Below are 21355 nucleotides of genomic sequence, written 5' to 3' on the forward strand. Positions count from 1 at the left end.
CCCTAGTGCTAATCAGACAGATAGTCATAACTTACACGCGGCGTGATATTACACAAAAGCTCGTAAGGGATCGTATCTGCACAGTCTGCAATTTCTTCGACTGGCAAGTTGGGCCCCCACATTTCAACCTCATCGCCCACCCTAATTTGGTCACTATCACAGCCAATATCAACGCTGATCATATCCATTGAAATACTGCCCACAATACCATATCGCTGGCCTTTGATGACCACTGGGGTTCCCTCTTTCGCATGACGCGGATAGCCATCACCGTAACCCATAGCGACCACAGCAAGTGTTGTGTCTTTCTCACAGGTCCATCTGCCACCATAGCCAATGCGGTCACCGCACACGACATGTTTAATCGCTATGACACGTGTTTTTAAACGCATCACAGGTTTGAGTGCATGATCAACCCCTGTGCAATTGAGCATAGGTGACACACCATATAGCATCAGCCCAGATCGAACCCAATCAAAATGGGCATCTGGCCAGCCAATAATACCGGCAGAGTTGGCGAGGCATAGGGCCTCATCTCGCTCTTTAACCAGTGCCGTAAACGCAGCTATTTGCTGCGTAGTGAAGTCATTATTAAGGTCATCAGCACAGGGAAAATGCGTCATTAACTTTGTATCAGCTTTTACATTCGGCGATTGTTTTAGCCGTGCGTAAAATTGTTCAAATTGGTGTGGCTCAATACCCAGTCGATGCATTCCCGTATCAATTTTCAACCACACTGATATTGGCGCATCCAGCTGACACGCTTCAATCGCTGCCAGTTGGTTTTCATCGTGCACGACCGTTTCAAAGTTGTTGGCTAATAAAATGGGTAAATCACTGGGTGCGAAGAAACCTTCAAGCAAAATAATAGGCTTAGTTAACCCGCCAGCACGTAACGCTAACGCCTCATCAATACGCGCTACCGCAAATGCGTCAGCGCCCTCTAAACACTGCGCAATTTTGACTAAGCCATGGCCATAAGCATTGGCTTTAAGCACAGCCATTACTTTTGCACTTGGTGCCATTTCTTTCACGATGGCCAAGTTGTGCCTCAGCGCATTAATATCAATTTCGGCTGTTGCTAAACGCATTTTTAGGTACCCTTATTTATTTGGGCTTAATACTCGTCATCCAGTGCAGGCCCAGCGTAGTTGTCAAAACGAGAGTATTGACCTTGGAAGGTTAACCTCACCTTACCAATTGGACCGTTACGCTGTTTACCTATAATTATTTCTGCGGTGCCCTTGTCGGGGGTATCGTCGTTGTATACTTCGTCTCGATAAATGAACATGATCAAATCGGCATCCTGCTCGATTGAGCCTGATTCCCTCAAGTCAGAGTTTACCGGTCGTTTATCGGCACGTTGCTCTAGCGTACGGTTTAGCTGGGACAATGCGATAACGGGACACTCAAGTTCTTTTGCAAGGGCTTTCAATGAACGAGATATTTCCGCAATTTCTAAAGTACGGTTGTCCGATAGACTTGGCACTCGCATGAGCTGTAGGTAGTCGACCATGATCATACTAATACCACCGTGGTCTCGCGCAATACGGCGCGCTCTCGAGCGCACATCTGTGGGCGTTAGGCCTGATGCATCATCAATATACATCTGCCCTTTCTCCATCAATAAACCCATAGTCGATGAAAGCCTTGCCCAATCATCATCATCCAATTGACCTGTTCTCACTTTGGTTTGGTTGATACGACCCAAAGACGCCAACATCCTCATCATAATCTGTTCCGAGGGCATCTCTAGTGAGTAAATGAGTACAGGCTTGTCTTGTGTCATCGCCGCATGCTCTGCCAAGTTCATAGCAAACGTTGTTTTACCCATTGAAGGACGCGCGGCAACGATTATGAGATCCGAAGGCTGCAAGCCCGCCGTCATTTTATCTAAGTCTGAATAACCCGAACTCACCCCAGTCACACCATCTTGCGGAGACTGATAAAGCTCTTCAATTTTATCAATGGTTTTTTCCAAAATGCTGTGAATATTTTGCGGACCTTCAGTGCTTTTACTGCGCTGTTCTGCAATTTTAAACACTTTACTCTCAGCCAAATCTAACAAATCATGACTGGTGCGTCCTTCAGGGTTAAAACCCGCTTCAGCGATTTCATTGGCAACAGAGATCATCTCTCTTACTACCGCCCTTTCACGCACGATACTTGCGTAGGCATCAATGTTTGCAGCACTGGGCGTATTTTTTGCTATCTCAGCCAAATACGCGAAGCCACCTATAGAGTCCAGCTGGTTATTTTTTTCTAGGTTTTCAGAAATCGTGATCAGATCGATTGGTTGACCAAGCTCAACGAGTTTAGTCATGGCCTCAAAAATCAGCTTATGTGTACGGGTGTAAAAGTCTTGAGCAACCACCAGTTCAGCAACACGGTCAAATGCTTGGTTATCGAGCATTAAACCACCTAAGACAGACTGTTCTGCTTCGATTGAATGTGGAGGAACTTTTAGTGTATCGACTTGTTGATCAGGTTTGGCCATATTACGACAAAAACAAATGAGTGGATTTGTTATTGTAACCCTAAATCAAAAAAAACTGAATGCTGTTTGAGTGACAAGCTTTAAACTAAGAAAAGCAACAGCCCGATTATTCGAGCTGTTGCTTAATTCTAATTCTTTTTCAAAGTTATACGACCGCTGACCGTATCAATCTCAATATCCGCATCACCACCCGCAACATTGAACTCCAGCTCACGTGACGGTCCATACTTAGCTTTTTTCACTTTGTCATTGCTTAATTCATTGATAATTTTTCCGCCTGCATGAGCATCAATATCAAAGCGCGCCGAAATGTCACTCGGAAAGTATAAATCGACATCACCGCTAACAGACTCAAGGTTCAGTCTCGCCCCAGGTAGCAATTTCTTGGTGCGAACTTCTATTTCTCCATTAACCGTGTTGAGTCGCAGCTCTTGCAGTGCAGCAATATCAAATTGAACTTCACCATTCACATTTTCTAGACGGACCTCCTGAGCTGAAGTTTTACTTTCGATAGAGCCATTCACGGCAGTGAAGCGCAGCTTACCAGCAGAGTTCATATCCTCTATGTCGCCATTAACCGTTTCATAGCGCACGCGCCCACTTAAGTCGGTGCCATCAATATCACCGTTAACCGTTTCTAGTCTCACTTTGCCATCTATCTGGCTTGCCTTAATGTCACCATTAACGGTTTTAATGAACGCTCCTGCGAGCAACTGAGAAGCCTCTACATCTACCTGAACGCCTTCAAAGACAAGTTCACTCTGCTTAGGCATAAATATAGTTAATTCAGAGCCCTCATGCTGGCGACCCCAACCTTTGACTCGAGAGGGCATTTCAACAGTGAAAACTGTTTTATTCCCTTTATTTACCAGCTCATACCCCTTGGCTGCATCGTCAAGCTCACCTTGCACTTTAAATTTGGCTTGATCCCACGTTTTAATCACAACATTACCACGTTGGTTCTCGATAAAAACTTTACCATCCTTTGGAATATCGATTTCTTGATCAATTTTATCTCCCGCTAGTACCAAGGTTGGCAACAGTGCCAAACTCAGTACTACTGGGCTCAATATGCTTGCTTTCATCCTACGTCTCCTAAATCTGCTGCCAACGGGGTTGGTGAACTCGGTTAATTAAATCTAATTGTTGTTGGTAAACCTGCGCGAGCATTTGTAACAATGCTGCATTTTCAGGGTCATTCTCTAGTGCGGTTTTAATCGCTTGCTCGGCTTGTTCCAGCTCTTGTAACTGCACTTGCCAATCATTTGTTAGAGCTGGCAGAGAGCCATATTGCACTAACAAAGTTTGTTTTTGCTGCTCAAAGTAATTACTCATCTGCATCACTGAGCTTTGCTCTACAGGCTTCATACTAAAATAGACCACACACATACCTACCAATGTCGAAGCTGCAATAGCACTCACCTGACGCCATACATTCGCACGGTTATGCTGATTAACTGGCGATGTACCTACAGAGGAGGCTGTATTAATGGCCTTTTCTATGCCAGACCACAGCGGCTTTTGAGGCTTAGGCATGTGTTCAGGGTTGTCCCTTTCCTCTAAGCTTTTTGCCAAAAACTCATCAAAGTTTGGTTTAGTCATTTTCATACCACTCCTGTAACAGCTTTCTTGCTCTGTGATACTGAGATTTGCTTGACCCCACGGCCATGCCCAGCATGGATGCAATTTCTTCGTGTCGATACCCTTCTACTGCATGGAGAACAAATACCAAGCGTGCCCGCTCGGGTAACTTTAAAATTAATTTGTCCAAACCATCTAAGTCTCCACACAATGAGATACTCGCCTCATCCATGCCGCTGCATTCAAAACTCACAACCTTGTTCAACCAATTCTTTTGCTTACGAAGATAACTAATTGCAATATTGGACGTCACACTGTGCAGCCAAGTGGTAAATTTTGACTGTCCATTAAATTGCGACATCTTATGCCACAGCTGTACAAATACCTCTTGGCAAGCGTCTTCTGCATGTGCTTGATCGGCAAGTAGTCTTAAACACAGTGCATATACTCGCCGATGACACTGTTCATACAGCGCAGCAAAAGCAACTTGATCCCCTTGCTGGGTCCGTAGTACCAGCTCATCAAGTGTGTCGTTTGCAAATGCGCCTTGTGCATCAACTAACATAATTAAATTCCTTTACACCAAGGCAAAGATGGTGACACATCTCTCCAAGAAAAAAGTCATACTCAAATAAAATCAAAATCTAATGTAGTCGCTTTTTATTAGCTAAGTCGAATACTAACTCGCCTTTGCATTGTTTTTATTTAGTTATTTAGACGCAAAGGCCACTAAAAAGGTTTAAAAGGGGTGTAGATAATTTTTTGTAAAAGAAATAGTCAAGTTTGATAGGGTGTATGCAAGCAACATGATATTAAGAGCTGCGGACTTTATCTTGTCTTACTCACCTCATTATTGTCTGTATCGCTGAACTCTTCTGGGTGCTTGTATCGCCAACCGTCAAAAACAAGCTTTGCGGGGGTTTTTACTGTGCCACCACTGCCTATTTTTAAATCTTTGAGTGCCTCATCAAAATGCACCCCACTGCCACCATGTGCTTCAATAGTCGCCCCGCGTACAGTACCAAAAAACTGTCCGCTGCCCGTCATTGAAATGGAGGTCATCGGCGCATAAATCACGGCATACAATGAAGACGTCCCACTCACCTTAACGCCGGGTTTATTTCTCTGGCTCGGATCATTAGGATCTGCGCGATATGAAGAAAAGATGCTAAATGTTCCCCAACCACTGTCTGTGATCCCAGGTTTTTCTGTAACAACCTGCGCACTGGCACCTAAGTTGACTTTGCCAGTCACAAAGATGGTTAAGCTGGACTTGTCCTTAATGTTGAGGCGGCTATTTCCACCCATAGTAAAATCGCCATCAATCAGCCAGATAACGTCACCGCCAGTAATCCCCCCGTCAATATTCACAACACCATCACTGCCAATATTAACGTTCTTCATACCAAACGCATATTCGGTATCTTTTTTATTGGATCTGCCATGATTTTGTTTATTGGTATCGAATAAGTAGATGTTTGTTGATTTTAACGCTGGTACGTCACCTTGGCCTTGCGTAAATTCACCAGAAAGCGGCGTAAACTTAAATTCCTGCTGGGCACCGACCGTAAAGTCTTTGTAATTATTATTCTTATCAATAACATTAGGCATATTAGCTGGCAGTGCTAGCGGGTCGCATTCCTTGTCTGGATTTGCAGGGTCGTAATCAGGCGAATTAGGGTCGTATACTCTCACAGCTTCAACATTGGGATTCACATTAAACTTTGCAGCCGAATAATTAACCCCACCTTGTGAGTGCTCGGCCGCGAGTTCAAATTTACCTGTACCACCATATTGAATGTCGAGCGTCTCTTTCTGTTCATTCAAAATATCGGCACCCCACAGCATTTCAACATTACCGTTGGCACGCATAACCCCAGAAATATCACCGCCGCGATGTATTACAAAGCCCTGAGTTAACACATTCCCCTTAACCCGTAGCCCGCCACCGTAGGAAATATCAATACCCGTATTTGATTGCACGTTACCAATAACTGGCGAGGAGCCTTTGAGATATAAAATACCCGATGCTTTAACATCACCTTCTATTGGCGAATGCCCAGACAGCACAACATCCGCATCACCAATTACGGTATTCACATCACCATTGCTGGCTCTTGTCTGCTCATAAGTGCCATTTCTAGAATCATAGCTGTCCACCAGACCGCTCCCAGAGAGGTTAACGCCTTTACAGCCTGTCACTGCATTTTTGAAGGTCGGTTCGTAAACAGCCTCAGTATACTTGAACACCGCGACCATATTATTGGATGCATCCAGCCCATATTTTTGACCAAGACTCGCGATTTCTATACTCGTTGTGCCATCTGCATTTGTGACCTTCGAGTGCTGGGTTGCATATTGCCCATCAAAATGTGAACCATGGGTGAGTCCGGGTTTCGCTAAAAGTAGCTGATCCGCAGTAACGCCCGAATTGGCATTCACGTAATCATTGAGTTCATCCGCACTGGCAAACACCCCTTTCTCGGCTTGCAATCGCGAGTTAAGGTCCTTTTGAAAGTTGCCACTAAGGCGCTCTTGCACCAATGTATCTTTCATTGACGTAAATACCACGACACTCGCCATCGTGCTCAACAGCATGACTTTAACAAGAGTAAAACCTGATTGTCGTACAGAACTCGTCATAGCATATCCGCCCTAGATTGGCTTTCGCCACATGGCTTTCTCAAGCACTAAGCGACTTGCCGCAATATCAATTTGAATCTTGCCGTCAAATTGCTTTGGTAAGTTATCCGGAGTCACAAAAATACTGATCAAGATCCCTGAGTTATCAAATGTCAGCGCCTGTAACCCACGTAACAATTGCACCTGCCCATTACCAATATCACAAGTTAGATACCCATTCGTTAAAGTATACGTCTCCCAATACTCCACGGTGGGAATACTGCCATCACAGGCTAATAACCCTGCCTGTTGATGAACACGCAAAACTGATTTTTCGTTTATCACTTCAGGTAACTTGCTTGTTTGTTTTAAGCTTCGCGTCATGGTTTGGCTGGTATAGCGTACAACCTCTTGTGCATGTGACAGCTCTTTACTTGCCACGACCGTACTTTTAATTGCAGTGTAAGACATCGCTACGCCAGACAATAAAAACAACCCTGCCGCCATCGCAACAAGGAGCTCAATTAAGGTATAGCCACCTGTTTTACGGTATATTGTGAACGCATTCACCTGATTCTGGAAGTGGGACATATACATAACTTGCTACTAAAGTAATTTGGTTTAAAGCACGGTTGTCACTTACACGGCTGTCATGCCAGCTCACCTCAAATTTCACATCTCGTCGCTCTGAAATAAGTGGTGTAAAGTCTTTGTCATTGTATTTATCTGGCTGTATTTTTAACTTAAAACGCGTATCTTTGGGCTGTAGATTGGCCACTCTAGGGTTTTCTTTCAATAGCAGGTATCGATTGGTATGCTCAAAATGGCATAGCTCATTCCACATGCGCTCAATCGCATTTTGGCCATTCACCAATGCGATGGTGTAATAGAAACTATTATTAGCAAATTGCAGCGACTTCAATTGCGCCCCCGCCAAGCCCAATAACGCAACGCCAGCGATAACAATCGACACCATCACTTCAATCAGTGAAAACCCCTTTACTATGCGCAATTTTCTGCGGCCTCACTTACCCAGCTTTGACCGCTGCGCAAAATACATAGTCTATAATCCCGTGTACTGGAATCATTGTCACTCACCAATATGTTACTCATTAAATTTAACTCACCGGTAGATCTTACCTCACGATCGACCAGATCGACATGGATAGATTGGTGTTCAATTGTAAATGTACGTAAAGTGGTTTCCTGCCCGCTAACCACCGTTTTTACAAGCCAATTAGAATTCTCTTTTACCAATTTTACCGTTTGTTCTCTTTTTACCGCTTCGCTGCGTGCATATTGATATACACTACTGAGCTGATGAACATTTGAGTCGACCCTATCTTGTTTAATGTAGGTGATCACAGAGGGCATTGCCAAACTTGCCAGCACCGCAACCAACGCAACACATATCAATAACTCAATCAGTGTAACGCCTTGCTCTTTAGACTTACCAACATTCATTACTTTGCCCCTGAGATGATTCTTCGCTCTGTTCATTTATAGTGAGTACCCCACACACATCTGACGCCTGATTTGAATTAGCATTTGGTGTGGCGGTTATCTCAAATCCTAAATTTCTATAATCTCCCGCAGCCCCGTCAGGTTTATTTCGCGGGATATAACCCAATGTGTAATAAGTCGATTTTTGCGCCGGCTTGTGTTCATCCGGATAGCCACCATTTCTAGAGTAAATACGCTCAAGGATAGCTGCCTCCTGATACATCAGCTGCTGAACATCAGATCGGTTTCCCTTGCGTAGATATTCCATATAATTTGGTAGTGCAATACTCGCAAGAATAGCAACTAGAGCCACAACCATTAAAACCTCAATCAATGTGAATCCACGCATAAAACGATTATTAAACATTGTTCTCCTAATCTAAATGATAACGCTGTCATCACCTACAAATAACACTGTATGATAATTAGACAGCAAAAAAAAGTACCTAGTACAAAAGAGTTAACTAAATTATCACAAATAAAACTTATATAAAATGGGTACGCTATTACAAGTGATTACTTGAATATAAATACATCTAAAATATAAAACGGTTGGGTTTCCGGTTTTGTGATTTAGATTAATTTTCCAACTTGTGTGATGAATCTTCCGTGAGCAACCGTGATAAAAACCGATTTATTACACTGAAAATTTATGTCGTTGTTATTTTTCAGGGGAGAGAATAAAACCGCACACAGGGTGTGCGGTTTATGCTTAATAAATTAAGCTTCTGCGATAACGATAACTTTGATAGTTGCCGTTACGTCAGAGTGAACTTGAATAGCTACGTCGAATTCACCAGTCTCACGGATAGTACCTAGAGGTAGGCGAACTTCAGCTTTAGCTACTTCAACACCAACAGCAGAAATCGCTTCAGCGATATCACGAGTACCGATAGAGCCGAATAGCTTACCTTCGTCACCCGCTTTAGAAACTAGAGTAACTTCAGCCAGTGCTTCAAGTTTTTCAGCACGCGCTTGAGAAGCTACTAGCTCTTCTGCGATTTTTGCTTCAAGCTCAGCACGGCGAGCTTCGAAAGTTTCGATGTTAGCTTTGTTTGCAGGAACTGCTTTACCCTTAGGGAATAAGAAGTTACGTGCGAAGCCAGATTTTACAGAAACCTGGTCACCTAGGTTACCTAGGTTAGCGATCTTGTCTAGTAGAATAACTTGCATGTCTCTACACCTTTTAAAAACTATTAATCAGCCGGCTTACTTATGTAAGTCAGTGTACGGAAGAAGGGCTAGGTAGCGAGCACGCTTGATAGCTGCTGCTAGCTGACGCTGGTACTTAGCGCTTGTACCTGTGATACGGCTAGGTACGATTTTGCCACTTTCAGTTACATAGTTTTTAAGAGTAGCTAGATCTTTGTAATCGATTTGTTGTACGCCTTCTGCTTTAAAACGGCAGAACTTACGACGTCTGAAATAACGTGCCATGAGTAATTTCCTCAATTAATTCTTTCAATATGTTGTGCGTGAAGTACAAGTTGACTCAAACCATTTCGGCTTTCGTGACGATTTAAAAAACCGCGTACTTGTAACCCTTGCCCAACGTATAAATGCTCTAGTTGAGTTCGGAATTTGTCTCCGCTGGCAACCACCTGAATACGAACATAGCTGTTACGATTTAGGTCGGCTTCTACTTGCATTGATTTGTGCTCTAAAACAAAAATACAATGCGCGATCCCAGCTGGACTTTGACTATATTTCGGTGTTTTACAAACAACCCCAGACAAAACAAATTGATTTGTATACAGGTCTGTTTGAGTTTGCACCATAACCTCTAAAGGTGAGTCAAATCCGAATCAATAACGATTAAGCAGATGCTGCTTCTTTTTTCTCTTCTTTCGCAAGAGGAGAAGCTTCAGTTACAGCGTTCTTAGTACGCATAACTAGGTTACGTAGCACTGCATCGTTGTAGCGGAAAGAAGTTTCAAGCTCGTTGATTACTTCAGTTGGCGCTTCAACGTTCAAAAGAACATAGTGTGCTTTGTGAAGCTTTTCGATTGGGTAAGCCAGTTGACGACGGCCCCAGTCTTCTAAACGGTGGATAGTACCGCCAGCTTCAGTGATAGAACCAGTATAACGCTCGATCATACCTGGAACTTGCTCACTTTGGTCTGGGTGAACCATGAATACGATTTCGTAATGACGCATGGATATTCCTTACGGTTAGTATAGCCTTGTCCCGTTTCGGCCGGCCGGGTTAAGGCAAGGAACGACTAATATGGCCGAAAGAGCGCGTATTTTACGCATAGTGCTAAAAATAAGCAATGCTTTTATGCGATAATTCAGGATTAATAGAGAAAATAGTTATAAAGAATTGATATAAGGAAATTTTAGGAAAGAAAGATTGGAGCGGCACACGAGGTTCGAACTCGTGACCTCGACCTTGGCAAGGTCGCGCTCTACCAGCTGAGCTAGTGCCGCTTCATAGGTTGCTCTAATTTTTCCGCTGGAGCGCGACGGGTCGCGTCTAACGTTTTAGCAGCTGAGCTAGTGCCGCTTCATAGGTTTATTCATTATTTTATCAGTTGAATAAAACTGAAAGTTTGGAGCGGCACACGAGGTTCGAACTCGTGACCTCGACCTTGGCAAGGTCGCGCTCTACCAGCTGAGCTAGTGCCGCTTCATAGGTTGCTCTAATTTTTCCGCTGGAGCACGACAGGTCGCGTCTAACGTTTTAGCAGCCGAGCTAGTGCTACTTTATGCCCGCTTAGCAACTCGCTCAATAGCAACTGAGCTTGTCCTTTCAAGCGGGGCAGGATTCTACAAGATACGAAAAGCTTTGCAAGTACTTTTTTTAAATTTTGAAGAATTTTTGCTGATACACCTTCAATTCCATAATGGAATCTTTGATATCATCTAACGCCAAATGAGAGCTTTTCTTTTGAATATCATTCAAAAGTTCAGGTCTCCAACGTCGCGCCAGTTCTTTTATCGTACTTACATCTAAGTTGCGGTAATGAAAGTAGGCTTCTAATTCAGGCATATACTTGTGTAAAAAGCGGCGGTCTTGACCAATTGAGTTACCACACATGGGGGATTTACCCGGAGGGACCCATTGTTTTAAGAAATCGAGCGTTTCTTTAACTGCATGCTCTTCATCAAAAGAGCTTGCTTTACATCGCGCAGTTAGACCAGAACGACCATGTTGGTTTGTACACCATTCATCCATATTGTCCAGCAACTCATCACTCTGATGGATAGCTATTACAGGGCCTTCCGCCAACACATTGAGATCAACATCGGTGATCACGGTCGCGATTTCGAGTATTTTATCTGTTTTAGGTTCTAGCCCTGTCATCTCTAGGTCGAGCCATACCAAGTTTGATTCATGAAAAGACATACACTACCTTAGCGGTACTTTCCTTTAGATCCAATGCAATTAGATATATCATATTAGCTTCATCACTCGACCAAAAGCTTTTTTTTACAAAGCGGGGCAATTTTATTGAGTTATAGCCTATGAATGGCTTATACACCAATCATTCGCAATAATTCGTCTCGTGAGTTTATTGATATGGCAAAACGTAAAAAACTCAGTCATGGCCAATCCCGTAGGATTAAGGCCAACCAACAAAAGCGTTTGGCTAAAGCCAAACACAATGAAAGCCCTGAATTGCAATGGCAATCGGACAACTTAGGCCCGACAGAAAATGCGACTGTAGTTAGTCGCTTTGGTCAGCATGCTGACATCGAAACCCAAGACGGCGAAGTTTTACGCTGTAATATACGACGAACCGCCGGCAGCTTAGTCTGTGGCGACAATGTGATATTTCGCCGTGCTAAAGTAAGTGAAGGTGACCTCGCTGGCGTTGTTGAAGCGGTAGAAGAGCGTCGCTCCCAGCTAACTCGCCCAGACTTCTACGATGGCGTCAAAGTTGTCGCGGCAAATATCGATCAGATCTTGATGGTTTCTGCCGTTGTGCCTGAATTCACCCCGCAAATTATTGATAGATATCTAGTCGCATGCGAAGACATGGGTATCGAGCCCATCCTTATCCTGAATAAAATCGATTTGCTCGATGAAGAAGGGTTAGAGTACGTCAATGACGTTCTCGATATTTATCGTGATCTCGGTTATCAAGTCTTGCTTGTCAGTAATAAGTCAAGTGAAGGTATTGAAGCTCTGAAAACCCTCTTAGTCGACAAAAACAATATCTTTGTTGGTCAATCAGGGGTAGGAAAATCAACCCTCGTTAATACTGTACTGCCAGATGCTGGCATATTAACGCAGGAAGTATCTGAAAACAGCGGCCTTGGGCAACACACGACAACGGTTTCTAAGCTCCATCACTTGCCAACAGGTGGCAACCTGATTGATAGCCCAGGGATCCGTGAATTTGGACTCTGGCACTTAGAAGTGGAACGCGTAACTTGGTGCTTTAAAGAATTTCGAGAGTTTATTGGTGGTTGCCGATTCAGAGACTGCAAACATTTAAATGATCCCGGCTGCTTAATTTTAGAAGCGGTTGAAGAAGGTAAAATAAGTGAGCTGCGCTTTGATAGCTATCATCGAATTTTAGAATCTATGGCTGATGGCCGCGCAGGTGCGCGTGCGCCCAGAGTTTGATACTATTCTTTACCGGTTTTAGATAATTACGATTAAATAAGCCAAGCGACCTCACTTAAACGCTTGGCACATACAACTCAGGAAAATAATGTGAACTTGGATAAAATCAAAATTGCATTGCAATATGCGCTCCCTAAACATGCTGTTTCACGTTTGGTTGGTAAGCTGGCGGCTGCACAAGCGGGTGCCTTAACCACTCAGTTGATTAAGCTGTTTATCAAGCAATATAAGATTGATATGAGCGAAGCACTGTATGAAGATCCCGCGCATTATAAAACCTTTAATGAGTTTTTCACTCGCCCGCTAAAACCAGGGATACGCCCGTTAGCAAATGAAGAACATATTTTAGCTCACCCTGTAGACGGTGCCATCAGTCAACTTGGTGACGTGGTCGACGGACAAATCATCCAAGCCAAGGGGCATGACTACAGCTTACAAACACTGCTTGGTGGCAGCGAACAAGATGTTGCACCTTATCTTGGTGGTAAGTTTGCAACCATCTACCTTGCACCAAAAGACTATCATCGTATCCATATGCCTGTTGACGGTGTACTTAGAAAAATGATTTATGTGCCGGGTGATTTATTTTCAGTCAACCCTCTCACTGCACAAAATGTCCCTAACCTGTTTGCTCGCAATGAACGTGTAGTTGCTATTTTTGATACTGATATAGGCCCTCTTTCTATGGTTTTAGTGGGCGCAACGATCGTAGCAAGCATAGAGACCATCTGGGCAGGTACAGTGACACCACCAGCAGGTAAAGACATTTTTACCTGGAATTACCCAGCAGACGGTGACAATGCCATCAAACTGAAAAAAGGCGACGAAATGGGTCGTTTCAAGCTAGGTTCAACAGTCATCTTAGCTTGGGGTGCTGATAAAGCAGACTTTTTAGCAGACCAACAGCCTGAAACAGTCACAAGAATGGGAACGCCTTTTGCGACCATCGCAAAATAGTATTGCCAATTAAAAGGGCCCTTAGGGGCCCTTTTTAATTCTATTCACTACACACCGAACAGCTTGGATCTTTAGTCAGTTGAAAACGCCTTTGAGATAAAGTGAGCGCATCAATTGTCACAAAAAAGTTTTCCCCTTGCGCTAACCCTAAAATACCATTACAAACAGCTTGGGCCTGCATAGAGCCAACAATGCCCAGTAGCGGGCTCATAACCCCTGCATTTTGACAATTCAAAACTTCTGTACTTTGTGATGCCTCTGGAAACAAGCACGCATAGCAGGCACCTTGCTCTCGGTAGTCAAAAAAACCAAACTGGCCTTGGGTCCCTTGTGCAGCACCAGAGATCAATACTTTTCGATTTTGATAGCAATATTGATTGATCAAATAGCGGGTTGTGAAGTTGTCACTGCAGTCAACAACCCACTGCACATCAGACAGCATCGCATCGATATTCTCAGTGTTCAACCTCACGCTATTAGGCGCTAGTTCAATGTCGTTGTTAAGACTCGCGAGTACCTTTTTTGCGGCATTACTTTTCTCTTGTCCAAGGTGGTTCACTTTATACAGAATCTGTCGTTGTAAGTTCGAAAGCTCGACTTTATCATCATCAAAAAATGATAATTTGCCAACACCACTTGCCGCCAAATAGAATAACACTGGGCTCCCCAGCCCTCCGCAACCAATGACCGCAACGTGGGCGGCTTTAAGCTGTTTCTGGCCTGCTTCTGACACTTTGTCCAACAATAAGTGGCGACTGTATCTTAGCCGCTCTCTATCGCTTAGCTCTTTGTTCATTGTTCGCCAATAGCCTGCTTGAGTTCAATGATGGCTTGCTCTGGAGACGCAGCTTCTGTTATCGCGCGAACGACGGCTACGCTACCCACTCCTGTTTGTGCCACTTCATTGGCGCGCGACAAATCAATCCCACCAATCGCCACTGTTGGATACTGAGTTTTCATGAGAGGCACAAAGTGTTTCAACTTTTCTAACCCTTGAATTTGCCCCGTCATGTCTTTGGTCGTTGTCGGATAAATCGCTCCGAAAGCCAAATAACTTGGGCGATAATTATGGGCACGTAGCATTTCGTAAAAGCCATGTGTCGATAGGCCTAAGCGAAGACCCGCTTTTTGAATGGCGTTCAAATCAGCCACATTCAAATCTTCTTGGCCCAAATGCACACCATACGCACCGTGTTTAATAGCTAATTGCCAGTGGTCGTTGATAAACACTCGGCCTTCATATTGTTTACCCAGTAAAACCGCTTTTTCAATGTCTTGCTCTAATGTCGGTGAAGCAGCATCTTTCACTCTCAGCTGCACGGTTTTCACCCCACTTTTTAAGCACAGCTCTACCCACGCTACTGAATCGACAACCGCATATAACCCTAAATCACCTTCGATGGGTGCAAACCCAGCGGCGTAGTTGTAATCGTCAGGTACCATGAAATCGAGTTCATCACCCAACCAGCTGCCAGCCTCAATGACTTGTGGGTAGTCTTCTAGCTGGTGAGGAAATGCGGTATGTGCAACAGGGCCAATCCCTTCACCAAAACGAACCGCAGTTTTTAATCCCTTATTGATGTAGGCTTTACCCAAAATAAAGGCATCTTTTAACGGATAACCTTTAGACAAGCAGGCAGCAATCACCGAAGACAAGCTACAGCCCGTACCATGAGAATGCGGTGTGTTAATCGCTTCATTACCGAGCCAATACTCTTCATCGTCATGCCAACAATAGTCAATGCAATAGCCTTTTGGATAGTCCCAATGTCCCCCCTTTATGACTATCGACTTAGCACCGAATGAACGTAATTTTTGCCCAGCTTCTTTTACTGCATCAGGGCCGATTAAATATACACCGGTGAGTATTTGCGTTTCATGGGTATTCGGGGTGATCACATCCACGAGCGGCAACAAGTGTGTTTTTATCGCGTCAACAGTATCTTCTTCGGTTAAAGCGTCGCCACTGGTCGCAATGGCCACAGGATCATACACAACAAGGGGAGCCGTATCCCAATGGCTTTTGTATCGCGCAATATGTTCAGCGACTAATTGGATCTGTTGCACATTAGCAAGCATGCCAATTTTGATTACTGCGGCTCGCATATCAGCCTCTAATGCCAATAATTGAGATTCTATTATCTCTGTAGATACCGCATTAATGGCCTCTACACCTAGACTATTTTGCGCAGTTAAAGCCGTGATTGCAGTACAAGCATGTACACCAAAGCTTTGCATCGCTTTTAAATCAGCTTGAATACCCGCACCGCCACCAGAGTCAGATCCGGCAATACTCCAAACAACGTTAGACACATAGACTCCTAAAAATTTTAATTCTGATGCCAAAAAGGCATGCCCATAGTTGGGGTGGATGGTGCTGCAACGTCTTTTTCCGACATCGCTTGTGCCTTATAACCCATTCGCCCCGCGGTTACCGCATGCGCAAACGCACTTGCCATCGTCACTGGATCACCAGCACCTGCTACTGCACTATTTAGCAGAACGGCATCATAACCTAACTCTAGCGCCTGACAAGCATGAGAAGGCAATCCCAGCCCAGCATCCACTATCAAGGTTTGTTCGGGTAATCGTTCTCTAATCGTTTTCAAGTTATATGGATTGATAAGACCTTTACCAGTGCCAATTGGCGCGCCCCATGGCATCAACACTTCGCAGCCAAGGTCAGCTAAACGCTGACAGAGTACAAGGTCATCGGTGCAATAAGGGAGCACCTTAAACCCGTCTTTCAATAAAATGTCTGTCGCCTCTAATAAACCAATTGGATCAGGCTGTAAATTATATTCATCACCGATCAATTCCAGCTTTATCCAGTCCGTTTGAAAAACTTCACGGCACATATGTGCCAGCGTCACAACTTCCTTGACACTATGGCACCCCGCAGTGTTTGGCAGCACGCGCAAACCGGTGTCTTTAATCAATTGCCAAAAGTCTTCACCTGCGGCAACTGAGTTTTGGCGACGTAATGACACCGTTACAATATCAGCCCCAGAGCTTTGAATGGCATCTTGCATGATCTGTGGAGATGGATAAAGGGCGGAGCCAATAAGCAATCGACTATCAAAACGTTCGCCGTAAATTGTCAGCTTATCCATTTAACCCCCTTGAATTGGAGACAACACTTCGACGCTATCCCCATTCTCAGGCTTGGTTTCAGGCAAGCGCCCCGCAGGCACAAATTGCCCATTCAGGGCAACTGCAAATGGCGGTTTAGCCCCTTTGCTAGTGATGATTTGCTGTAATGATAAATGGGCATCCACTTGGATGTCTTCACCATTGTAAATTAAATTCATAATAGACCCTCACAAAGTGCTTGCTGGACGACAACCGGCGCGAGCAGATAGCCATGCCTATATAATCCATTGATTGCAATCACGTTGTCTTTTTTCTCAATACGCGGATGGTTATCAACAAAAGCGGGACGCAGCCCAGCGTTCAAGGACAATACCCGACCTTCGGCAAACCCGCAATGAACCGTGTAAGCAGCTGACAGTAACTCTAATGTTGAACGTACGGTAATATCTGCATCGTCTTGAGATTCAATTTCAGTTGCACCGATAACAAATTGGTGATTTGGTTTAGGCGCAATATAAATAGGGTATCTTGGATGCATTAATCTAACTGGGCGTTGCAAAGAGACTTCGGGCGCATAGATGCGCGCCACTTCCCCACGCACACCACGCAATTGGGCATTGTCCACTTTCGCTCCAACGCCTCTGCTATCAATAATCCAGTCGTAAGCTTGATTATCGACACAGCCATTAGCAACAACCGCTTCACAACCATAGTTAAACTGCACACCGCGGCGTTTCAAGGTGTCATAGCTGGCTTTAAAAAAACCCAAGTTATCAAGCTGTCCTTCACAGGGTAGATATAAACCATGTGTAAAACGGCCACTCAGATCGGGTTCTAGCTCAGCAATCATTCGTCGATCTGCACTGAGTGGGTGATGGCCATCAAGCGGTTTCAAACGTTGTTCAAAACTTCTTAAATCTCCGCGATCTTGTTGGTGAGCGACAATCAAACTCCCTGCCTGCTGAAAGAACACGTCTGCATCAAGTTTTGCCAATAGCTTTGGCCACATCGCAATCGCTTCTAGCCCTTGCTGTGCCAATACTTGTGAACAGATAACCGACTCGGCCAATGGTGCTAACATTGCCGCAGCTAACATACCCGCGCCGGTCTGTGCATCTTGTCGGTCTTTCTCAAAGACTGTGATGTCATAGCGATCCATTAGCTCTAACGCAGCGATCCGACCAATTAAACCAAACCCGACGATAGCCACACGCGGTTTTTTACCAAGTTCTGACATGAGATACCCTAAAAAAAAACACCATTTGCGTTAGCAAATGGTGTGAACTGGACTAGATAGCTTTGTGATATATCTCAGAGCCACTGCTTTTGAACTCTTCCGATTTCGCTTTCATTTCAGCTTCAACATCGATCATTTTAATTTCGATGGCGTCACCTACGTTGTTCGGGTCAATACCTCGTGCTTCAAGCTCTTTGGCATAATCCCTAACGTCTTGAGTGATTTTCATTGAGCAGAACTTAGGACCACACATAGAACAGAAGTGAGCTACTTTACCGGACTCTTGTGGCAGCGTCTCATCATGGTAAGAAAGCGCTCTTTCAGGATCTAGACTCAGGTTAAACTGGTCGTGCCAACGGAATTCGAATCGCGCTTTAGACAAGGCATTGTCTCGGATTTGCGCACCACGGTGGCCTTTAGCAAGATCAGCTGCATGGGCTGCAATTTTGTAAGTGATCAAGCCTTCTTTAACGTCTTCTTTGTTTGGTAGGCCTAAGTGCTCTTTTGGTGTTACATAACATAGCATGGCGGTGCCATACCAAGCGATTTGCGCTGCACCAATTCCTGAAGTGAAGTGGTCATAGCCCGGAGCAATATCAGTGGTGAGTGGACCAAGTGTGTAAAAAGGTGCTTCATGGCAATGCTTAAGCTGCTCATCCATGTTCTCTTTGATCATGTGCATTGGCACGTGACCAGGGCCTTCAATAAAGACCTGAACATCATGTTCCCATGCAATCTTGGTTAACTCACCGAGAGTACGCAGTTCTGATAATTGCGCGTCATCATTCGCGTCAGCAATTGAACCTGGGCGCAAACCATCACCTAGAGAGAAACAAACATCATATTGCTTCATAATCTCACAGATGTCTTCAAAGTGTGTATATAGGAAGTTTTCTTTATGATGTGCAAGACACCACTTCGCCATAATCGAACCGCCACGAGATACAATCCCTGTCACGCGCTTAGCCGTCATTGGCACATATCTCAACAGTACGCCCGCGTGGATTGTAAAGTAGTCCACACCTTGTTCTGCTTGTTCAATCAGCGTGTCACGGAAGATTTCCCAAGTAAGATCCTCTGCAACACCATTCACTTTTTCAAGTGCTTGGTAAATTGGCACTGTACCGATGGGTACTGGAGAGTTACGTACAACCCACTCTCGCGTTTCATGGATATAGCGGCCCGTAGACAAATCCATTACGGTATCCGCCCCCCAACGAGTAGACCATACTAGTTTTTCAACTTCTTCTTCGATAGACGATGTCACCGATGAATTACCGATATTGGCATTCACCTTAACTAAGAAGTTACGGCCAACAATCATAGGCTCAGATTCTGGGTGATTAATGTTGTTTGGAATGATTGCACGACCACGAGCAACTTCTGAGCGCACAAACTCAGGCGTAATAAAATCAGGGATTTCAGCCCCAAAAGATTGGCCTTCATGTTGTTGTGCTAACAACTCTTCACGGATCTTTGCACGCCCCATGTTTTCACGGATCGCAACAAACTCCATTTCAGGCGTTACGATGCCCTGGCGAGCATAGTGCATTTGCGTGACATTTTTGCCTGGTTTCGCGCGGCGAATCTTGGGTAAGTTCTCAAAACGAATGTGGTCTAAACCTTCATCAGCCATACGCTGCTGAGAGAACTGAGACGTTACTGAGTTTAATAACTCCGTGTCATCTCGATTAACAATCCAATTCTCTCTGTATTTAGGTAAGCCTTCACGTACGTTTAACGTGAATTCAGGATCTGTATAAGGGCCTGACGTATCATACACTCTGACAGGCTCATTCTTTTCAAAAACAGGTTCTTCTTCTGTTCCACCCACGAAAGAGTCGCTCAACGAGATCTCTCTCATCCCCACGCGAACACCTTCTTGCTCACCATCTACATAAATCTTTTTAGAGTTCGGGAATGGTTGGCCCTTAAGGTTATAGATAAATTCCGAAGCCGCTTCGCGCGATTCGCGACGTGACAACTTGCTACTGTTATTTGACATGACGTGCCTCATTTTTAGTTAAGGTGTCTTGTCAGAATTCCGAAAAGGAAGAGACTGGGTTCATACACGACCTCGCTATTGATAAAACCAATAACGATATCAGTGCAGATGTTGGTGGATAACTCATTAGCACGACGCTAACAAATTGCAGCTTAGGTATCCAAGTTTGGTGACACACACTAAGCAGCTTGTTCCCTACGCAGGCATTAACCTGATCAGGTCCACGGATCCCGCAATACAGCGATCTCAGCCCAAATGGGCACTCCGACAAGTAACGAATTGAGACAAAGTCTACTGAATGTCAGGCGATTAGTCAAAGCGCCTTTCAACTGGTCCGAAATGCCAATTTGCTTCGCCACGCAAAACTAATTCATCGGCAACACGTTCTATGGGTGCTCCGATTTGCAGCATATTCAAAAATGCTTGTTCCTTTGCATTTATCTCGGGTTCACAGAGTTTGCGCGTCATACCTATGTTAGACACAAATAACTGCCCTTCTCTAATTTCACCCTGACCAAAAAAGCGATTACACCCAGCGTATCCATTTACTCTGAACGCATCTAAAAATTCTATTGTAATGGCGTCCTGCGCTGCTATCTCTGCTGGCGCTTTCAATTGCCAACTGGAATATTTGAGCGAATTAGCGTTTACCGTCCCTGTACTTTTACAGCCAATGAGTACGAAGCTCATTAGACAAAATAAAAAGGTCTTTTTCATTGGTAAACCAAACGTTTAAAAATCAAACTTAATTATAACGCTTGGTCGCACAGAATAGGCAGTAAAAATGTGTAATAATTTGCCTTTTTGTACAAAAATTAAGAAAATAGCCGCTCAATTTCCTGATGTAGGAACGGTCTACCACGCTCATTAACCGAAGTCCCAGTCACTACGGCATCCAGCATTAGTTTTTGATCATGCTTTCTTATTACCTTTTGATAGAAGGCAAATCTTAATTTACTCTCTTTTTGAGCCTCAACTTCAACATAAAACTCATCACCTGGCCTCAGTGAATCTTTGTAGTTCATTTCTGATCGTATCACCACAAGATTGATTTTTTGTTCCGCCAGTGCTGCAAAGTCAATATCTTTGTATGCTAAAAACTCATGTCGTGCATGCTCTAAATAATTAAAGTATACGCTGTTGTTAACGATCCCCTGCAAATCGCATTCATAATCTCTTACTTTAAAGTCAACTTTAAACGTCATAGTTCGTCCTCTGATTAGAATGCGAAAGTTTATATCATAAATATTCAGTTATGTGGTCGGGCTTTTGCTAAACTAGAGC

At 44.2% G+C, this 21355-nt stretch carries 25 protein-coding genes, 2 tRNA genes and 1 riboswitch; of the genes, 2 read left to right on the forward strand and 25 right to left on the reverse strand.

What is annotated here, in order from left to right:
* Nucleotides 1–8: 8 nt before the first annotated feature.
* From alr to orn, 17 genes are all read right to left on the reverse strand, one after another.
* Complete coding sequence (gene alr, locus A7985_RS19765; RefSeq protein ID WP_065792209.1) at nucleotides 9–1091, reverse strand: alanine racemase; 1083 nt, start codon at nucleotides 1089–1091, stop codon at nucleotides 9–11.
* Nucleotides 1092–1117: 26 nt separating this feature from the next.
* Nucleotides 1118–2497: a replicative DNA helicase gene (gene dnaB, locus A7985_RS19770; protein WP_063373383.1), complete on the reverse strand. Its 1380-nt coding sequence runs from the start codon at nucleotides 2495–2497 to the stop codon at nucleotides 1118–1120.
* 128 nt (nucleotides 2498–2625) lie between these two features.
* A complete protein-coding gene (locus A7985_RS19775; RefSeq protein WP_141685406.1) occupies nucleotides 2626–3567 on the reverse strand; it encodes a DUF4097 family beta strand repeat-containing protein in 942 nt (313 codons plus the stop codon).
* Nucleotides 3568–3592: 25 nt separating this feature from the next.
* Nucleotides 3593–4099, reverse strand: a complete 507-nt coding sequence (locus tag A7985_RS19780; RefSeq protein WP_065792325.1) for a hypothetical protein — start codon at nucleotides 4097–4099, stop codon at nucleotides 3593–3595.
* Nucleotides 4092–4643 (reverse strand): RNA polymerase sigma factor, encoded by a 552-nt coding sequence (locus tag A7985_RS19785; RefSeq protein ID WP_065792211.1) that lies wholly within the window; start codon nucleotides 4641–4643, stop codon nucleotides 4092–4094. The genes A7985_RS19780 and A7985_RS19785 overlap by 8 nt, the downstream gene beginning before the upstream one ends.
* Before the next feature lie 263 nt (nucleotides 4644–4906).
* Entirely contained in the window at nucleotides 4907–6721 is a 1815-nt protein-coding gene (locus A7985_RS19790) for a DUF7305 domain-containing protein (protein WP_065792212.1), read from the reverse strand.
* Nucleotides 6722–6733: 12 nt separating this feature from the next.
* Nucleotides 6734–7297 (reverse strand): PilW family protein, encoded by a 564-nt coding sequence (locus tag A7985_RS19795; RefSeq protein ID WP_081310648.1) that lies wholly within the window; start codon nucleotides 7295–7297, stop codon nucleotides 6734–6736.
* Nucleotides 7245–7712 carry a type IV pilus modification PilV family protein gene (locus tag A7985_RS19800; RefSeq protein ID WP_065792214.1) on the reverse strand — a complete coding sequence of 156 codons (468 nt, stop codon included), beginning with the start codon at nucleotides 7710–7712 and terminating at the stop codon, nucleotides 7245–7247. Before A7985_RS19800 ends, A7985_RS19795 begins: the two co-directional genes overlap by 53 nt.
* On the reverse strand, nucleotides 7703–8164 hold the full coding sequence (locus tag A7985_RS19805) for a GspH/FimT family pseudopilin (RefSeq protein WP_065792215.1): 462 nt from the start codon (nucleotides 8162–8164) through the stop codon (nucleotides 7703–7705). Before A7985_RS19805 ends, A7985_RS19800 begins: the two co-directional genes overlap by 10 nt.
* Complete coding sequence (locus A7985_RS19810) at nucleotides 8151–8570, reverse strand: type IV pilin protein (RefSeq protein WP_065792216.1); 420 nt, start codon at nucleotides 8568–8570, stop codon at nucleotides 8151–8153. The genes A7985_RS19805 and A7985_RS19810 overlap by 14 nt, the downstream gene beginning before the upstream one ends.
* Nucleotides 8571–8923: 353 nt before the next feature.
* A complete protein-coding gene (gene rplI, locus A7985_RS19815) occupies nucleotides 8924–9376 on the reverse strand; it encodes a 50S ribosomal protein L9 (protein WP_065792217.1) in 453 nt (150 codons plus the stop codon).
* A 36-nt stretch (nucleotides 9377–9412) separates the two neighbouring features.
* On the reverse strand, nucleotides 9413–9640 hold the full coding sequence (gene rpsR / locus A7985_RS19820) for a 30S ribosomal protein S18 (protein WP_005493466.1): 228 nt from the start codon (nucleotides 9638–9640) through the stop codon (nucleotides 9413–9415).
* A gap of 11 nt (nucleotides 9641–9651) precedes the next feature.
* On the reverse strand, nucleotides 9652–9981 hold the full coding sequence (gene priB, locus A7985_RS19825; protein ID WP_065792218.1) for a primosomal replication protein N: 330 nt from the start codon (nucleotides 9979–9981) through the stop codon (nucleotides 9652–9654).
* A gap of 37 nt (nucleotides 9982–10018) precedes the next feature.
* A complete protein-coding gene (gene rpsF / locus A7985_RS19830; RefSeq protein ID WP_023400735.1) occupies nucleotides 10019–10360 on the reverse strand; it encodes a 30S ribosomal protein S6 in 342 nt (113 codons plus the stop codon).
* 197 nt (nucleotides 10361–10557) lie between these two features.
* A tRNA-Gly gene (locus A7985_RS19835) sits at nucleotides 10558–10633 on the reverse strand.
* Nucleotides 10634–10756: 123 nt separating this feature from the next.
* Nucleotides 10757–10832 (reverse strand) — tRNA-Gly (locus A7985_RS19840).
* Between the two features lie 174 nt (nucleotides 10833–11006).
* Nucleotides 11007–11552 carry an oligoribonuclease gene (gene orn / locus A7985_RS19845; protein WP_065792219.1) on the reverse strand — a complete coding sequence of 182 codons (546 nt, stop codon included), beginning with the start codon at nucleotides 11550–11552 and terminating at the stop codon, nucleotides 11007–11009.
* 174 nt (nucleotides 11553–11726) lie between these two features.
* On the opposite strand from orn, the gene rsgA reads away from it, so the two are divergent.
* Entirely contained in the window at nucleotides 11727–12779 is a 1053-nt protein-coding gene (gene rsgA / locus A7985_RS19850; protein WP_065792326.1) for a small ribosomal subunit biogenesis GTPase RsgA, read from the forward strand.
* Between the two features lie 90 nt (nucleotides 12780–12869).
* A complete protein-coding gene (gene asd, locus A7985_RS19855; RefSeq protein ID WP_065792220.1) occupies nucleotides 12870–13736 on the forward strand; it encodes an archaetidylserine decarboxylase in 867 nt (288 codons plus the stop codon).
* Nucleotides 13737–13776: 40 nt separating this feature from the next.
* Here asd and A7985_RS19860 read toward each other — a convergent pair whose 3' ends face one another.
* The 8 genes from A7985_RS19860 to A7985_RS19895 all read right to left on the reverse strand — a co-directional run bounded on the left by A7985_RS19860 (nucleotide 13777) and on the right by A7985_RS19895 (nucleotide 21276).
* Nucleotides 13777–14532 (reverse strand): HesA/MoeB/ThiF family protein, encoded by a 756-nt coding sequence (locus A7985_RS19860; RefSeq protein WP_065792221.1) that lies wholly within the window; start codon nucleotides 14530–14532, stop codon nucleotides 13777–13779.
* Nucleotides 14529–16049, reverse strand: a complete 1521-nt coding sequence (gene thiE / locus A7985_RS19865) for a thiamine phosphate synthase (protein ID WP_065792222.1) — start codon at nucleotides 16047–16049, stop codon at nucleotides 14529–14531. Before thiE ends, A7985_RS19860 begins: the two co-directional genes overlap by 4 nt.
* A gap of 17 nt (nucleotides 16050–16066) precedes the next feature.
* Nucleotides 16067–16849, reverse strand: a complete 783-nt coding sequence (locus tag A7985_RS19870; protein ID WP_065792223.1) for a thiazole synthase — start codon at nucleotides 16847–16849, stop codon at nucleotides 16067–16069.
* The gene (gene thiS / locus A7985_RS19875; RefSeq protein ID WP_065792224.1) at nucleotides 16850–17047 is read right to left on the reverse strand and encodes a sulfur carrier protein ThiS; all 198 of its coding nucleotides are present in this window, start codon (nucleotides 17045–17047) and stop codon (nucleotides 16850–16852) included.
* On the reverse strand, nucleotides 17044–18066 hold the full coding sequence (locus A7985_RS19880) for an FAD-dependent oxidoreductase (RefSeq protein ID WP_065792225.1): 1023 nt from the start codon (nucleotides 18064–18066) through the stop codon (nucleotides 17044–17046). Before A7985_RS19880 ends, thiS begins: the two co-directional genes overlap by 4 nt.
* Nucleotides 18067–18118: 52 nt before the next feature.
* Nucleotides 18119–20071 (reverse strand): phosphomethylpyrimidine synthase ThiC, encoded by a 1953-nt coding sequence (gene thiC, locus A7985_RS19885; RefSeq protein ID WP_065792226.1) that lies wholly within the window; start codon nucleotides 20069–20071, stop codon nucleotides 18119–18121.
* Nucleotides 20072–20246: 175 nt separating this feature from the next.
* Nucleotides 20247–20348: riboswitch (TPP riboswitch) on the reverse strand.
* 32 nt (nucleotides 20349–20380) lie between these two features.
* Nucleotides 20381–20788: an META domain-containing protein gene (locus tag A7985_RS19890; RefSeq protein WP_065792227.1), complete on the reverse strand. Its 408-nt coding sequence runs from the start codon at nucleotides 20786–20788 to the stop codon at nucleotides 20381–20383.
* Between the two features lie 98 nt (nucleotides 20789–20886).
* The gene (locus A7985_RS19895; protein ID WP_065792228.1) at nucleotides 20887–21276 is read right to left on the reverse strand and encodes an acyl-CoA thioesterase; all 390 of its coding nucleotides are present in this window, start codon (nucleotides 21274–21276) and stop codon (nucleotides 20887–20889) included.
* Nucleotides 21277–21355: the final 79 nt, after the last annotated feature.

The sequence above is a fragment of the Pseudoalteromonas luteoviolacea genome (assembly GCF_001696455.1).
Taxonomy (GTDB): domain Bacteria; phylum Pseudomonadota; class Gammaproteobacteria; order Enterobacterales; family Alteromonadaceae; genus Pseudoalteromonas; species Pseudoalteromonas luteoviolacea_C.